A 14,482-nucleotide genomic window follows, 5' to 3' on the forward strand; every position below is an offset into this window, starting at 1 on the left:
TGGAGGAGCCCGTGCCGTCCCCCTCACAGCCGCTGCGCAAGCTGGGCTTTCTCACCATCGGGCTGTTCGACGGGGACGATCCGCGGGCGGGTCACGAGTCGACGCTGGAGATCATCGAGCTGGGTGAGCGGCTGGGCTTCGACAGCGCATGGCTGCGCCACCGTCATCTCCAGTACGGGATCTCCTCCCCCGTGGCCGTCCTGGCAGCGGCCTCGCAGCGCACCCGCCGGATCGAACTGGGCACCGCGGTCACCCCGTTGGGCTGGGAGAACCCGCTGCGTCTGGCGGAGGACTGGGCGACCGTCGACATCCTCTCCGGTGGCCGGCTCAACCCGGGTCTGAGTGTGGGCCCGCCGATGAACTACGACCACATCAAGGACGCTCTGTACCCCGGCACGGCGGACGCCGAGGACTTCAGTTACCAGCGGGTCGAGCGGCTGCTGGACCACGTACGCGGGAAGGCGGCCAGCGACTTCAGCGGGGTGCAGGGGTTCGAGGTGTTCTCGGACCGGGTCCAGCCCCATTCCCCGGGGCTCGGGAGCCGGCTGTGGTACGGCGGTGGGAGTGTGCGGTCGGCGCAGTGGGCCGGTGAGCACGGGATGAACTTCCTGACCAGCAGCGTGGTCAAGGCCGAGGGACCCGAGGAGTCACCGGACTTCGCCGAGATCCAGCTGGCCACCGTCCGGGCCTTCCGTGAGCGTCATCCGGACGGCGAACGGGCCCGGGTCTCCCAGGGCCTCGTCGTCATCCCCACCGACAGCGCCTCGCCGCAGCAGCGGGCGAAGTACGAGGAGTACGCGGCGAAGCGGCTGCCTCGGACCGCGAGCCCGCAGGGGCCGGCGCGGCTGATGTTCGCGCCGGACCTCGTCGGTACGTCGGCCGAGATCGCCGAACACCTGTACGCGCACGTCGCGTTCCAGGAGATCGACGAGGTGGCTTTCGCGCTGCCGTTCACCTTCGAGCACGAGGACTACGTCCAGATCCTCACGGACATCGCGACCCGGCTCGGGCCCGCGCTGGGCTGGCAGCCGGCCGCCGGCTGACCCGCCCTCACCATCGCCCTCGCTCGGTGCCGACGACCGGCTCCGACGGCTTGCCGTCGACGCCGGCCGGGATGTCGCCGGTGAGCATCACGCGGTGCATGACCCTGGGGTGGCCGAGGTGGGCGTTGTCGCTGGGGGCGAGGTGGATGGTGGCCCGGTTGTCCCAGAAGGCGACGCTGCCGGGCTCCCAGCGGAAGCGGACCGTGTACTCAGGCCTGGTCGCCTGTTCGAGGAGCATCTCCAGCAGCAGCCGGCTCTCCGCACGGGAGACGTCGACGATCTGCTCCAGGTAGTAGCCGTTGACGAACAGCACCCGCTCCCCCGTCTCCGGGTGGACCCGCACCAGCGGGTGCACGGAGGCGACCTGGTGGTCCAGCAGATGCCGCAGATACGCGTCGTCGCCGGGCCGCGCCTGGTAGCCGACGCCGAGCCGGTGCTCGGCCCGCAATCCGTCCACGAACTCCCGTACGGGCGCGGAGAGTCCGGCGTACGCGGCGGCCAGGTTGGACCAGGTGGTGTCGCCGCCGTACGGCGGTACGGTCTCGGCGCGCAGGATGGTCGCGGCGGGCGGGTCGATACGGGCGCCGTGGTCGCAGTGCCAGCCGCGCAGCAGGGAGTGGCGGCGCCGCTCCAGCCACTCGGCGTGCTCCATGCCGTAGCGTCCGCCCAGTTCCAGCCGGTCGGCGGTCGTCTCGACCTCGGGGAAGCCGGGCGGTGAGGCGCTGCCGCGCCGGCCGAGGACGACCGGCTCACCGAACCGGCGGGCGAACGCGATGTGCCCGGCGTGGTCCAGCCGCTGGCCGCGGAAGAACACCACCTTCCAGCGCAGGACGGCCGCCCGGATCACGGCGACCACGCTGTCGTCGAGAGGCCCGGCCAGATCGACTCCCGAGATCTCGGCGCCGATGTGCCCCGCGACGGGCCCCACCTCCACCCCGGCGGCCTTCGCCGACGCCAACTCCTCGTCCGCCGGCGGTACTTCACCGTTCGTGGCCCCGTCCGTCCTCATGCACGCTCCGATCGTGGTTCCTGTGACGTTCGTACTGGGCCTTGCCTGCGAACGTCCCGGCTAAGCGCTCCGCCGGAAATACGGTTCGTTTGCCTGCCCCTCCGGGGCGCTCGAACGGGTCCGGCGCAGGGCTTCAGCGGGGCGGGCCGGGGTGGAAGACTGCGACGATGACCGCTGCCGCGTCCGGTGTCCCCGAGCCCAGTGACTTCGTCCGGCGGCTGCCCGTCGGGGAGCGGCTGCCGATGCCCGCGGACCCGGTCACCGAGTGGGAGACCTTTCCCTTCGAGGCCTTCGAAGGGAGGCTGCGGGTCAGGCCGTTGCTGCCGCCGGTCCTGCCCGAGCCGGGCCGCAACGGGGAGGCGGGACCCGAGGAGTGCGTGGTCTGCCGCAAGCCCGTGACGGGCGCGCTCTGGGCGGACGAGCACTGGCGGCTCGACGCCGCCGCCGGGGCACGACTGCCCGCGGTCGTGCTGCTGCACCCGCGTGGCCACCACGACCTGGCCGATCTCCCAGCCGCCCGGTCCGCCGAACTCGGCCCACTGCTGCAACGGGCCGAGCAGGCCGTCCTCTCCGTGGACGGCGTCGCCAGGGTGCACGTCAACCGGTGGGGCGACGGCGGCGCCCACCTCCATTTCTGGCTGCTGGCCCGCCCGGCCGGCCTGACCCAGTTGCGCGGCACGTTCCTTCCCCTGTGGGAGGAACTCCTGCCCCCGGTACCGGAGTCGGAGCGGCTGGGGGCCCATCGGCGGATCGCGGGGGCCATGGCCGCCGGGGGCGGTACCGCGTACGTGGAGTAGGGCAGGCCCGCCGTTGCACCCGCGCGCAGACGCCGACCCTGCCCTGCCTACATGCTCATGGCTACGCGCCCACCCCTGCCATCCGCCATCCCTCCGTCCGGTCCTGCTGGGAGACCGCCTCGGCCGTGGACAGGACGAGCGGCGCCAGGCGCGTCGGCTGGAGCATGTCCAGCGAGCCCACGACGCCCACGGCCGCCACCACCGTGCCGCGTGCGTTGCGTACCGGGGCCGCTATCGCGCCGTGGCCCTCGCGCAGGGTGCCGTAGACCATCGCGTAGCCGTCGCGCCTGACCTTGTTCAGGTAGTTCTTCAGAGTGGTGCCGCTCGTGATGGTGGCGGCGGTGTGCGCGCGCAGGGGGCCGGTGCACACCTCGTCCTGCACGACGACGCCCGCGTGCGCCAGCAGGACGAGACCCGTCGCGGTGACGTGCAACGGGAGCCGGTAGCCAGGGTCGCCCCAATACGCCATGAGAGCCGGGTCCTTGGAGACGAAGGACAGGCAGACGCTTTCCGTTCCGTCCCGCAGGACGAGGGTCGCCGCACCGCCCGACTGTCCCTGGAGTTCCACGAGGTGGGGCTGCGCGGCCTCGGCCAGGCCCGAGTAGCGGGGGGCCAGCGTCGCCGTCTCCCACAGGCGCAGGCCGATGCTGTATCCGCCTTCTTCATTCCGTTCCAACGCGCCCCAGCCGTGGAGCTTGTTGACAATGCGATGAACCGTGGCGACCGGAAGACCGGAGCGCCGGCTGATGTCGCTCAGCGTCAGGGTGCGGTTGTCCCGGTCAAAGACGCCGAGGATGCTGAGCGTCCGGTCGACAACCGAGCGCTCGGGGGCGCCGGGGTGGGTGGTCATCCCGTCTACTTCCCTTCACCTGCACATCATGTGAGGACGGTTACTCGTGCATGCGCCAGAAGGTGATCCGGCAACGGGCGGCCACACCTATCATTGATTTTTAAAGAAGCTTGAGAAAGGTCGATTCCGGAACGCTCATGGTCGATTTCGCTTCGTTACCGATCCCAGTCGTCCCCTACACCCCCGTCTACAGACCGGGCGTCGGCATGGCCATGACTTCGCTCGGCGAGCTCCGCGAGAAGGCCCGGCTGGACTTCGCGACCGCCTCCCATCGGCTCGCCTACCACCAGATCATGCTGGTCACGGAGGGTACGGGGAACTTCACCGTCGACTCCACGCCCTACCCGTGCCGCACCGGCTCCCTTCTGTGGATACGACCCAACCAGGTGATCCAGTTCACGCCGACCCCGGACATGGAAGCCCGTCTCCTCATGTTCACCGAGACGTTCCCGTTGCGGATGCGCGCACACATGGGAATGCTCGACGACATCCTGCGCCCCTCGCACTGGCAGCTCTCCGAGGATGAACTGGCCGCCTTCCAGCGGGTGTTGGCCCTCATGCTCGAAGAGTTCGAGCGGCCCGACCAGGGCTTGGGCGAGGACCTCCTCAAGCATCTGCTGGCGGTCGCCCTGCTGCACATCGACCAGATGTGCCGCGGCCACCACACGAACCAGGGACCGTGCGACAGCCCCTCCGGCGAGCACGGCGAACTCTTCGTGCGTTTCCGGCGCGAGCTGGAGGACTCCTACCGCACGACCCGGCTGGTCGAGGACTACGCCGCCGCACTCAACTGCACGCCCCGCACACTCTCCCGGGCCTGTCGCATCGTCGCCGGCAACTCCACCAAGGACCTGATCGACGCCCGCGTCGCCCTGGAGGCGAAGCGGCTGCTGGTCCACACGGACCTGCCCGTCGGCGCCATCGCCCGCCAACTCGGGTTCACCGAAGTCACGAACTTCGGCAAGTTCTTCGTACGTCGGGTGAATATGACACCCGGCACATTCCGCCGGGGTGTCGACCCCGAGAAATAACGTCGACGCCACCTTGCCGGCCGGGACTTCACCCGTCGGTAACATATTCCGGCTCGCGTTCTACGCCCGTAAACCACGTTTTCTTTCCACTCTCCGGAAGAGCAGTTGTCCAGGATTCCGAGACCTGGCAAGACTGTGGCCTGCGTGCTTCGGGCGGCCACTCCCGAACGCAGCTCCTTTCATGCGAAGCCGCATGTCTGGACCAAGCAGACCGGATTCCTACCACACCTGTCTCCTGACGGGGTGTTCCCTCCGCACCCGCGGTGAAGTCGGTCACGAAACCGCTGCGGCCTGTCTCGACCATTTCCTACCCGGTCCGCCTATGGGGACCGGGGCTGGAACGTGCGCTCCCGAACCGGGCCGAGGACCCTTTCGAGCGGGAGCGTTCACCATCCACGTAACCCCGGGTCCGCACGGACGGGCGCCGCAGGGAAGGACGACGCACCATGGCCGTTTTGACCGCTCGCGAGGCCCAGGACTGGCTGATCGAGAAGATCGCCCACCGGATGGGCGTGGCGAGGGGCGAGATCTCGCCCGAGGTGTACTTCGACGAACTCGACCTCGACTCGACCGAGGCGCTGATCCTCGCCGACGAGATGGAGAACTGGCTCGGCTTCGAGCTGAGCACGACGACCCTCTGGTACCACCCCACCGTCAAGGACCTGGCCGTCTACATGGCCGAGGAGTACGGCCGTCGCGCAGCCGCCGCGTAAGGGCCCGCCGTAGGACGCCCGCGCCACCGGGTCCGGCCGTCCCACGGTGTACGTCGTCCATCCGGGCGCACCGCCGGACGGCACCGGGCTCTCACCGTGCTCGACCTGGGCGCGGGGCCCGATTTAAGCGGTCGCAGCGCTCGCCAGAGGCCGGGCAGCGACCACCGTGGAGAACCTGGCCGCTCTGCCACCGGCCGCGCTGCAGCGGTCACGTCAGGACAACGGCGTTTCCCAGGAAGGGAGTTGGAGCCTGGCGGGCCGGCCCTTCGACGGGATGCATGCCTGGCGGTGACACGGCTGATGTCCGCCGGGCGCCAGGGGGCCTGGTGCTGCGCGGCCGGTTGCCGCGCGAACTGGCCGTACCGTACAGGTCAGTTGCCCGCCGAGTCGGCACGCCGGCGGGCCGACTCGTTCTCCTGCGCCATGCGCCGAAGCGCCATGAGCGCGGGTTCACAGGAGGGCCTGTCAGGATGGGCCCGGCTCGGCTCTATTCGGTCGGCAGCGGCTGCTCGGCCCAGATCGTCTTGCCGGTGCCTGTCTGGCGGCTGCCCCAGCGCTGGGTGAGCTGTGCGACGAGCAGCAGGCCCCGGCCGCCCTCGTCGAAGGCGTGCGCCCGGCGCAGGTGCGGTGAGGTGGAACTGCCGTCGGAGACCTCGACGATGAGAGCACGGTCGCGGATCAGCCGGAGCTGGATGGGCGCTTCGCCGTACCGGATGGCGTTCGTGACGAGTTCACTGACGACGAGTTCGGTGACGAAGGCCGCCTCCTCCAGTCCCCAGGCCGCCAGTTGTTCCATCGCGGCCTGCCGGGTGACCGACACGTGCGCGGGGTCCGGCGGGACGTCCCAGGTGGCGACCCGGCCGGCGCCCAGCGCATGGGTACGGGCGAGCAGCAGGGCCACGTCGTCACCGGGCTGCTCGGGCAGCACGGACTTGAGCACCGCGTCGCACAGGGCGTCGAGCGAGGCGCCGGGCAGGTTCAGCGCGCGGCACAGCTCGGCGGTGGTGTGGTCGATGTCCCGGTTGCGGTCCTCGATCAGCCCGTCCGTGTAGAGGGCGAGGAGAGAACCCTCCGGCAGCACCAGCTCGGTCGCTTCGAAGGGCAGGCCGCCGACGCCGAGCGGGGGCCCCGCGGACACCTCGACCAGTTCGGCGACGCCGCCGGGCGGCACGACGGCCGGGGGCGGATGACCGGCGGAGGCTAGGGTCAGTCGGCGCGAGACCGGGTCGTACACGGCGTAGAGGCAGGTGGCGCCGAGTTCGGCGACGTCACCGCCGTCCTCCTCGTCGGCCAGATGGGTGACCAGGTCGTCGAGGTGGGTGAGGAGTTCGTCCGGTGGCAGATCGACGTCCGCGAGGGTCCGTACGGCCGTACGCAGCCGTCCCATGGTCGCGGAGGACTGGATGCCGTGCCCCACGACATCGCCGACGCAGAGGGCCACGCGACTGCCGGACAGCGGGATGACGTCGAACCAGTCGCCGCCGATACCGGCCACCGACCCGCAGGGCAGATAGCGGTGGGCGACCTCGACAGCGGCCTGGCCGGGCAGCCCCCGGGGCAGCAGGCTGTGCTGGAGGGCCAGCGCGGTACTGCGCTCGCGGGCGAACCGGCGGGCGTTGTCGACGCAGACGGCGGCGCGGCTGGCGAGTTCCTCGGCCAGTGCGACGTCGTCCTGGGTGTAGGGGTCGGGGCTGGCGATGCGCAGGAAGACCGCGACGCCCAGTGTGGTGCCGCGGGCCCGCAGCGGCACGGTGACCATGGAGTGGACGCCCTTGCGGTACGGGCGGCCGACAGGCTCCCGGGCGTTGCGCTCCGCCACCCAGTCGTCGAACGCCCGCTCGCCGACCCGCCCGAGCACCGCCCGGCCCTCCGCCATCGCCCGTACGGGCGGGGTGAACGGCGGGTAGGTGTCCTTCGCGCCCAGCGGGATGACGGCCTCCGGCGTGCCCTCGGTGACGGAGCCGTGGGCGACCCGGTGCAGTACGACCTCGCCGGCCGGTGAGGCCGGGGGTTCGTCCGCGCCGAGCACCCAGTCGAGCAGGTCGACGCTGACGAAGTCGGCGAACCGGGGCACGACCAGTTCGACGAGTTCCTCCGCCGTGCGGACGACGTCGAGAGTGGTCCCGATCGCGGCGGCGGCCTCGTTGAGCAGGGCCAGCCGGCGCCGGGCCCAGTGCTGGTCGCTGCTGTCGAACGCGGCGATGCCCACCGAGGTGACGGCGCCCAGTTCGTCGCGCACCGGCCACATCTCGAGGCTCCACGCGTATTCCCGGCCGTCGTCCGCGTCCTTGCCGAAGGTCTCGTAGCGCACAGGAACGCCGGTGCGGATGACCTCGCGCAGGTGGAGCAGGAATCCCTGGCTGATCCGGTCGTCGGGCACGATGTTCACGTCCCCGTAGAACTGCCCGACCAGGGTCTGCTCCTCGACCCCCATGAGATCGCAGGCGGCGTCGTTGAGCCAGGCGTAGCGCTCGTTCGTGTCGAAGGCGGACATCGCCACGGAGGCCTGGCGGATCGTCCGCTCCAGCGAGGCGGGCTCCTGCGCGACCGTCTGCGGCTCCGGCACCGCCGGTTCGGGCAGGGCGCTGACGACGAATCCCCGCGCGACGCCGTCCTCCCCCAGTACAGGGCACGCACTGACGGCGACCTCGGCGCGGTGGCCGTCCCGGTGGCGGAGTGCGACCACTCCGGTCAGCTCGGTCATCGCCGTCGGCGGCAGGGGCTCAGCGAGCAGTTCGGCGGCGGGGCGTCCGACGACGGCCTCGGCCGTGAGACCCGTCAGCCGCCGGGCACCTTCGCTCCATCCCGTCACCGTGCCTCGGGCATCGACGATCACCACGGCGGCGACTGGTTTCATACGCCCCAGGATGGTCCCTGGGCTCTCGGGCATCAACCCCGATGTCCCACCTCGGCACAGCAAATCCCGCCCGACCGCCTCACGAAGAATCGGAGGACGGCCGGGAAACGGCAGGAGGCGGACGTCAGCCCTTATCCCTTGTGGGCACGGAGCGCGGCGAGGGCGCGGTCCGCGTGGGTGTTCATCCGCAGCTCGCTCGTCACCACCTCCAGGACCGTCCGGTCCTGGGCTATGACGTAGGTGACCCGCTTGGTGGGCATCATCGAGAACCCGCGCTTCACACCGAACAGCTCGCGGACCGTCCCGTCGGCGTCCGACAGCAGCGGCATACCGAGCGTGTGGCTCTGCGCGAACTCCTGCTGACGGTCGACCGAGTCCCCGCTGATTCCGACCGGCCGCGCGCCGACGGCGGCGAACTCGGCGGCCAGATCGCGGAAGTGGCAGGCCTCGGCGGTGCAGCCGGGCGTCAGGGCCGCGGGATAGAAGAACAGCACGATCGGCCCGTCGACGAGCAGTTCGGACAGCCGACGGGGCGCTCCGCTCTCGTCGGGCAGCTCGAAGTCCTCGATCTTGTCGCCGACGCTCACTTTGCGTGTCATGACCGGCCCTCCCCGTTCTTCGCGACGCTGCGTGCCCACAGGACGAGCGGCACCTGAAGCGGCAGCCGCCCGATGGCACCGGCGCGCAGAGCGGCCGGTCGGTTTCGCCAGTCGACGGCCATCTTCACGTTGGCGGGGAACACCCCGACGAAGAAGCCGGCCGTGGCGAGCGCGGCGACCCGTCGGGTGCGCGGGAGCGCCACCCCGGCCGCCAGTACGAGTTCGGCGGCGCCACTGGCGTACGTCCAGGCCCTGGGCGTGCCCGGGAGCCCGCGCGGGACGATCGCGTCGTATGTGCGGGGTGCGACGAAGTGGGTGACGCCGGCGGCGGCCAGCAGGCCGGCGAGCAGCAGGGGCGAGCGTTGGGACCGGGGCACGCTTCCTCCTCCGATGGTGTGCCGGGCGATCCTACTGGACGGTAAATGCAGGTGGGGAGGCGGGTGTTAGCCAGCCGAAAGCACCGCCATGACTCAGGCCGACTCGGACCGCGCCCCGTTCGATCTCGCGGGCTCACCGGAGTCGGCGAGTGTCCCCAGCCACTGCTGGAGGAGGGCCGACTCCACCGCGGTGAGCGCCTGCGGAGGTTCGGCCGCGAGGGTGGCCGCAGCCGCGGGTACGGCGCTCGCCCGCCCGGTGTCGCGCGCTTCCTCCATGCCGACGGGGCGGGTGACGGAGTCGATCACGGAGTCGCGCAGGCGGGCGGCGAACCGGATGTCGGGGTACTGCTCGGGTCGGGTGAGCATGGACAGGGCCGCGCCGACGTTCGCCACCATGATGATCCGCGTGGCGGTCTCCGGGGGACGGCCAGCCGTCCGGCCGCCGCGCGTCTCTCCAGTACGCCGTGCAGCAGGGCGTGGGCCTCCTGGGCGGCGGCGAGGGGCGCGGTCTCGGGCGAGTACGACAGGCGGTAGTGGGTCGGGGCACAGCCCCCCTGTGGTCTCCGCAGCCGGCCCACCGCCGGGCGCCAACGACCACGCCCTGCCGTCGTCCTTTCCAGGCCCTGGAAGGCACACGGCTGGTCACGGGGTGTGGAGAGGGATGAGCACGGCCACTGCGGAGCAGGACACCGGTGACGCTCCTGCACGGTGGCCGGCCGACCGGGCGCCCCGGTCCTGTCCGCGGCCTGCGGCGGCCGGCACACGGTCGGGCCTGCGCTCGACGGGGCACAGGCGATCACACCGCCGACGCGGTGCGACACGGCACGAGAGGGGGTCAGGGTCAGCCGGTGGGGACCGTCTCGGTGACGCCCGCGTCGCCGTCCTCGTCGAGGGAGTAGGCGAGGAAGTCGTCGACCATCCGGTGGAACAGGCCGGCGAGCTGCTGGAGTTCCTCCGGGGACCAGTTGCCGAGGGCCATCTGCATACCGCGGCGACTCGCCTCACGGATGCTGTCGACGGCCGCTTCCCCCGACGTGGTCAGCTCGATGCGCTGGGCACGGCGGTCGTCGGGGTCGGGCACGCGGGTGACGTAGCCGGCCTTCTGGAGCTGCTGCACCTGGCGGGTGACATGGGAGGCCTCGACCGCGAGCCGGTTGGCGAGTTCGCCGGGGCGCATCGGTTCGGTCTCGGCGATCTGCCGAAGGAGCGCGGTGGCGGCCCGGTCCAGCGGGACTCCCGCGATCGCCATCAAACGGTCGTGCTGCCGGGCACGGCTGACGAGATAGGAGATGCGGGTGAGAGCTCGCTCGATCTCGGCCACATCCTTCGGGGCGGGAGCGGTTTTGGGTGGCGGTGTGGACATACCCTCCACTTTACCATCTCGTTGCGTAACTCAAGTAAATTCCCCGAGTGGAGGAACCCGACGGGCGCCCCACATCTACACGCCCGGTCGACCGACAGCCGTCGTGGGGCCCTCGGCCGACCGGAGTCCTGCATCGCGGCCGACGGGCGAGCGCTGCACCTCAGACGCCTGCCGCCGAGGACTCGCCCGCCACGGCGGCGCGCCAGGTGGCGCGCACCGCGATGGCCTGCCGCCAGCCGCGGATCGTCTTCGGTGGCATACCGACCGCCAGCACGCCCGCCAGCCGGTCACCCGTGCGGTAGGCGGCCAAAAACCGACGCTCCGTCAGATCGCCCTCGACGACGGCGACTTCGTCGTGGCCACGCAGATAGCCGTACGCCTGGATCTTCATGTCGTACTGGTCGGACCAGAAGTACGGGACCGGTGCGAACGGCTTGCGGGCGTCCGGGGCGAGGAGGTTGCGGGCGGCGGCCATGCCCTGCTCGGCGGCGTGGGTGCGGTGTTCGATCCGCATCTCGGTGCCGAACAGGGGATTGTACCAGCGGGCGACGTCCCCGGCCGCGTACACGTACGGCGCCGCCGCGCAGTACTCGTCGCACACCAGACCGTCGCCCAGGGTCAGTCCGCTGCCGGCCAGCCACTCGGTGTTCGGCTGGGAGCCGACGGCCACCAACACCTCTTCTGCTTCGAGGAGTTCACCGTCGGCGAGGCGCACCCCGTCCTCGGTCACCTCGCTCACACCGACACCGGTGCGCAGGTCGACGCCGTGGTCGAGGTGGGCCTTGGACAACACCCGCCCGACCTCCTCCCCGACCGCGTGGGCCAGCGGCACGGGCGCCGGTTCGAGGAGCGTGACCTCGGCACCGAGCCCCCGGGCCACGGCCGCCGCCTCGGCGCCCAGGAACCCGGCGCCCACCACGACCAGCCGCCGGCCGGGAGCGAGCCGGTCACGCAGCCCCAGGGCGTCGTCGAGGGTGCGCAGAACATGTGCGCCCTCGCCGGGCAGACGGCGCGGGCGGACACCGGTGGCCACGATCAGCCCGTCGTACGGAACCTCTGTGCCGTCGGCCAGCAGCACGGTGCGGTCGGCCGGTTCGAGGGCGGTCGCGGCGGTACCGAGGCGCAGATCGAGGTCGAGGGCGGTGAGGTCGGACTGCTCGCGCAGCGCCAGGCGTTCGGGCTCCCACTCCCCCGCGAGGATCTGCTTCGACAGCGGCGGACGGTCGTACGGTGCCTCCGGTTCGTCCCCGACGAGGGTCACTGTGCCGTCGTATCCCTGTCGTCGGAGCGTCTCGGCCGCCGCCAGTCCGGCCGCCGAGGCGCCGACGATCAGGATTCTCCTCACTGCTGGACCAGCCGGATGGCCGCCGCCGGGCAGATCGCGACGGCCTCGCGGACGCCTTCGAGGAGGTCGTCGACCGGCGTCTCCTCCAGAAGGAACGCGATGCCGTCGTCGTCCCGCTGGTCGAAGACCTCGGGCGAAGCCATCACACACTGGCCCGAGGCGACGCACTTGGGTTCGTCCAGTTCCACACGCATGGTCATGGTGATGTTCCTAGCTGTCTTCGGCGTTGTGCGGGCGAGGGAGCCGGGTGCGCCCGCACCGGGGTACGGCGGTCAAGACCCTGATGAGCACATGCAAACAGAACGGGCTGACGACCTCCGGTCAGAGACCTGACAGACTTCTGACGTGACGCAGTTCACGAATGAGAAGCCTTCCCATCCCTTGCAGAGAGACGGTTTCAGGCGTCAACTCGGCGATTTTCAGACCGAGTTGGTCAATGCCCAGAAAATCCCGGGTGATCCCCGGCGCCCCACGCGCACGCCCACACCCGACGCTCTGTCGACAGCCCCTTCCCTCCTTCTCACCACGCCGGACAAGAACACGCACATTGCCATCGCACGGTTGCGTGACAGAACCGGCACACCCGCTTCAGGCCCAGGTCACGGGTTGGGGCCGCCGAGCCAGTAGCCGAAACCCCGGCGGGTGTGGATCAGCGCCGGTGTCTCCTGGTTCACCTTCCGGCGCAGCCGGGAGACGAGCTGCTCGATCGCGTTGCCCCCGCGGTACTCGCCCCACACCTGCCGGGCGATCTGCTCCTTCGACAGCACCTTGCCGGGGTTGGCCAGCAGATGACGCAGCAGCCGGTACTCCGCCGGGGTCAGATCGAGCCGGCGCGGTCCGCGGCACGCCTGACAGATGCCGTCGTCCAGGGCCAGATCGCCGTACGACAGCGCCCTGATCTGCCGCGCGGGGCTCCAACCGCGCAGCAACACCTGGACGCGCACCAGGACTTCGGCGATCCGGAACGGCGTGGTCACATAGTCCTGCCCGACCCGGCCCATGGCGGACAGGAGCACGCCCAGGGAGTCGGCGGCGGCCAGGAAGAGGACCGCGGGGCGCTCACCTGTGACGCGGTGCCGCCGCGCCAGGACGTCCAGGTCCGGCAGCGTCAGGTCGAGCACCACCAGGTCGAACCGGAAGTCCGCGAGCCGGGTCAGCGCCTCGGTCCCGGAGCACGCGGCGGCGACCAGATAGCCCGCCAACTCCAGGGTCGTCGACAGCAGTTCGGTGATCTCGGGATCACCGGCGACGATCAGGATGTGCTGCCCGCCGCTCTGGGCCGACACCGGTTTCTCGCTGATGGTCGCCATGGAAAGACCGTTCATGTTGATCCACGCTTCACGTCTCAACGGCGGCGCGAGCCACCGCGGTCGGTCGTCCGGTGACACCGGACGCGGGAAGGGCACGGGCGCGCCCGGCGCCGACCGCCGCACCCGGCACATGGTGACGGGGAGCCGGACGGTGGTCCACGGTGCGGGGCGATGAGGAGTGCACGGTGCGCCGCCTGGTGCGGTCAGGTGGTGGGGCCGGGTACGGCGGCCTCGCGGCCGTCGTCCGCCTCGGTGGTGTACGAGAGCAGGTCGTCGACCATGCGGTCCACGAAGGCGGCGAGGCGCCGGAGTTCCTGGGGTGACCAGTCCTCCAGGGCTCTCCGCATGGTGCGGCAGCTGACCTCGCGGATACGGACGACCGCTTCCTCGCCCGCCACGGTCAGCCGGATGCGCTGGGCGCGGCGGTCGTCGGGGTCGGGTACGCGGGTGACGTAACCGGCCTCCTGGAGGCGCTGTACCTGCCGGGTGATGTGCGAGGCCTCCACCGCCAGGAGGTTCGCCAGTTCCCCGGGGCGCAGGGGTTCGGAGTCGGCTATCTGACGCAGGAGCACCGTGGCGGAGCGCTCCAGAGGGACGCCGGCCAGTTCTCTCAGCCGCCCGTGCTGTCTGGCGTGGTTGGCCAGGTGAGCCATCCGGTTGAGGTTCCGGTCGATCTCGGCCACGTCTGTCGCCGCCGATGCGGGGACTTCCGCTGACGGTGATGTGGGCATGCACGCCACCCTAGCAGTCTGCTTGCGTGACTCAAGCAAAATGGCCCGCCCTCTCGCCCGGCTCGACACCGCGCGAACATTAGGTTGCTTGACTCAAGTAATTCATATGTGCTTGCCTGACTCAAGCAAAACGAAGTCTGTCGCCGCTCCGGAACCACAGGAGTTCTCATGACCCGCACCACCTGACCACCGCCCCCGGCGACCGCCCAGGTCGCCGAAGCCCGCGCCGAGAAGAGCCGCGGGCACCCCGACCGGGGCCGCCTCGAGCGGAGAGGGCCCCGCCGCGCCGCACCTGTGGGGACGGGGAGCCGGCGCGGTCCACGGGTCGGGGGGCGGGCCCCACCCCCCCCCCCCCCCCCCCCCCCGGGCACCCCCCCCCGCCCGCCCCCCCCCCCCCCCCCCCGGGGCGGCCCCCCCCCCCCCCCCCCCCACGGGGAGACGCCGCCGCCCCCGCGGG

General features: G+C 71.0%; 15 protein-coding genes. 4 read left to right on the top strand and 11 right to left on the bottom strand.

Going from position 1 to position 14,482, the window contains the following annotated elements; genetic code table 11:
- The first annotated feature begins 11 nt into the window (after window positions 1-11).
- Window positions 12-1,043 (top strand): LLM class flavin-dependent oxidoreductase, encoded by a 1,032-nt coding sequence (locus ACH4TV_RS42325; protein ID WP_398406715.1) that lies wholly within the window; start codon window positions 12-14, stop codon window positions 1,041-1,043.
- Between the two features lie 7 nt (window positions 1,044-1,050).
- On the opposite strand, the gene ACH4TV_RS42330 is transcribed toward ACH4TV_RS42325, so the two are convergent.
- Window positions 1,051-2,052 carry a TauD/TfdA dioxygenase family protein gene (locus tag ACH4TV_RS42330; RefSeq protein WP_398406716.1) on the bottom strand — a complete coding sequence of 334 codons (1,002 nt, stop codon included), beginning with the start codon at window positions 2,050-2,052 and terminating at the stop codon, window positions 1,051-1,053.
- Between the two features lie 167 nt (window positions 2,053-2,219).
- On the opposite strand from ACH4TV_RS42330, the gene ACH4TV_RS42335 reads away from it, so the two are divergent.
- Window positions 2,220-2,849, top strand: coding sequence for a hypothetical protein (locus ACH4TV_RS42335; protein WP_398406717.1), 630 nt, complete (start codon window positions 2,220-2,222; stop codon window positions 2,847-2,849).
- Between the two features lie 61 nt (window positions 2,850-2,910).
- Here ACH4TV_RS42335 and ACH4TV_RS42340 read toward each other — a convergent pair whose 3' ends face one another.
- Window positions 2,911-3,699: an IclR family transcriptional regulator gene (locus tag ACH4TV_RS42340; RefSeq protein WP_398406718.1), complete on the bottom strand. Its 789-nt coding sequence runs from the start codon at window positions 3,697-3,699 to the stop codon at window positions 2,911-2,913.
- Between the two features lie 206 nt (window positions 3,700-3,905).
- Here ACH4TV_RS42340 and ACH4TV_RS42345 point away from each other — a divergent pair, with 206 nt between their 5' ends.
- On the top strand, window positions 3,906-4,730 hold the full coding sequence (locus tag ACH4TV_RS42345; protein WP_398406719.1) for an AraC family transcriptional regulator: 825 nt from the start codon (window positions 3,906-3,908) through the stop codon (window positions 4,728-4,730).
- Between the two features lie 446 nt (window positions 4,731-5,176).
- Window positions 5,177-5,443, top strand: coding sequence for an acyl carrier protein (locus ACH4TV_RS42350; RefSeq protein WP_398406720.1), 267 nt, complete (start codon window positions 5,177-5,179; stop codon window positions 5,441-5,443).
- Between the two features lie 487 nt (window positions 5,444-5,930).
- On the opposite strand, the gene ACH4TV_RS42355 is transcribed toward ACH4TV_RS42350, so the two are convergent.
- The 9 genes from ACH4TV_RS42355 to ACH4TV_RS42395 form a co-directional block, all read right to left on the bottom strand.
- Entirely contained in the window at window positions 5,931-8,300 is a 2,370-nt protein-coding gene (locus ACH4TV_RS42355) for a SpoIIE family protein phosphatase (protein WP_398406721.1), read from the bottom strand.
- 131 nt (window positions 8,301-8,431) lie between these two features.
- Window positions 8,432-8,899 (bottom strand): peroxiredoxin, encoded by a 468-nt coding sequence (locus tag ACH4TV_RS42360; RefSeq protein WP_398406722.1) that lies wholly within the window; start codon window positions 8,897-8,899, stop codon window positions 8,432-8,434.
- Window positions 8,896-9,276, bottom strand: a complete 381-nt coding sequence (locus ACH4TV_RS42365) for a hypothetical protein (protein WP_398406723.1) — start codon at window positions 9,274-9,276, stop codon at window positions 8,896-8,898. Before ACH4TV_RS42365 ends, ACH4TV_RS42360 begins: the two co-directional genes overlap by 4 nt.
- 93 nt (window positions 9,277-9,369) lie before the next feature.
- The gene (locus ACH4TV_RS42370; RefSeq protein WP_398406724.1) at window positions 9,370-9,672 is read right to left on the bottom strand and encodes a hypothetical protein; all 303 of its coding nucleotides are present in this window, start codon (window positions 9,670-9,672) and stop codon (window positions 9,370-9,372) included.
- A 445-nt stretch (window positions 9,673-10,117) separates the two neighbouring features.
- A complete protein-coding gene (locus ACH4TV_RS42375) occupies window positions 10,118-10,639 on the bottom strand; it encodes a MarR family winged helix-turn-helix transcriptional regulator (protein ID WP_398406725.1) in 522 nt (173 codons plus the stop codon).
- Between the two features lie 160 nt (window positions 10,640-10,799).
- Window positions 10,800-11,984 carry an NAD(P)/FAD-dependent oxidoreductase gene (locus tag ACH4TV_RS42380; RefSeq protein ID WP_398406726.1) on the bottom strand — a complete coding sequence of 395 codons (1,185 nt, stop codon included), beginning with the start codon at window positions 11,982-11,984 and terminating at the stop codon, window positions 10,800-10,802.
- A complete protein-coding gene (locus ACH4TV_RS42385; RefSeq protein ID WP_398406746.1) occupies window positions 11,981-12,178 on the bottom strand; it encodes a ferredoxin in 198 nt (65 codons plus the stop codon). Before ACH4TV_RS42385 ends, ACH4TV_RS42380 begins: the two co-directional genes overlap by 4 nt.
- Window positions 12,179-12,583: 405 nt before the next feature.
- Entirely contained in the window at window positions 12,584-13,294 is a 711-nt protein-coding gene (locus ACH4TV_RS42390; protein ID WP_398406727.1) for a response regulator transcription factor, read from the bottom strand.
- 203 nt (window positions 13,295-13,497) lie between these two features.
- Window positions 13,498-14,025, bottom strand: a complete 528-nt coding sequence (locus tag ACH4TV_RS42395) for a MarR family winged helix-turn-helix transcriptional regulator (protein ID WP_398406728.1) — start codon at window positions 14,023-14,025, stop codon at window positions 13,498-13,500.
- Window positions 14,026-14,482 lie beyond the last annotated feature (457 nt).

The sequence above is a fragment of the Streptomyces sp. NPDC020898 genome (genome assembly GCF_044333925.1).
Classification (GTDB): domain Bacteria; phylum Actinomycetota; class Actinomycetes; order Streptomycetales; family Streptomycetaceae; genus Streptomyces.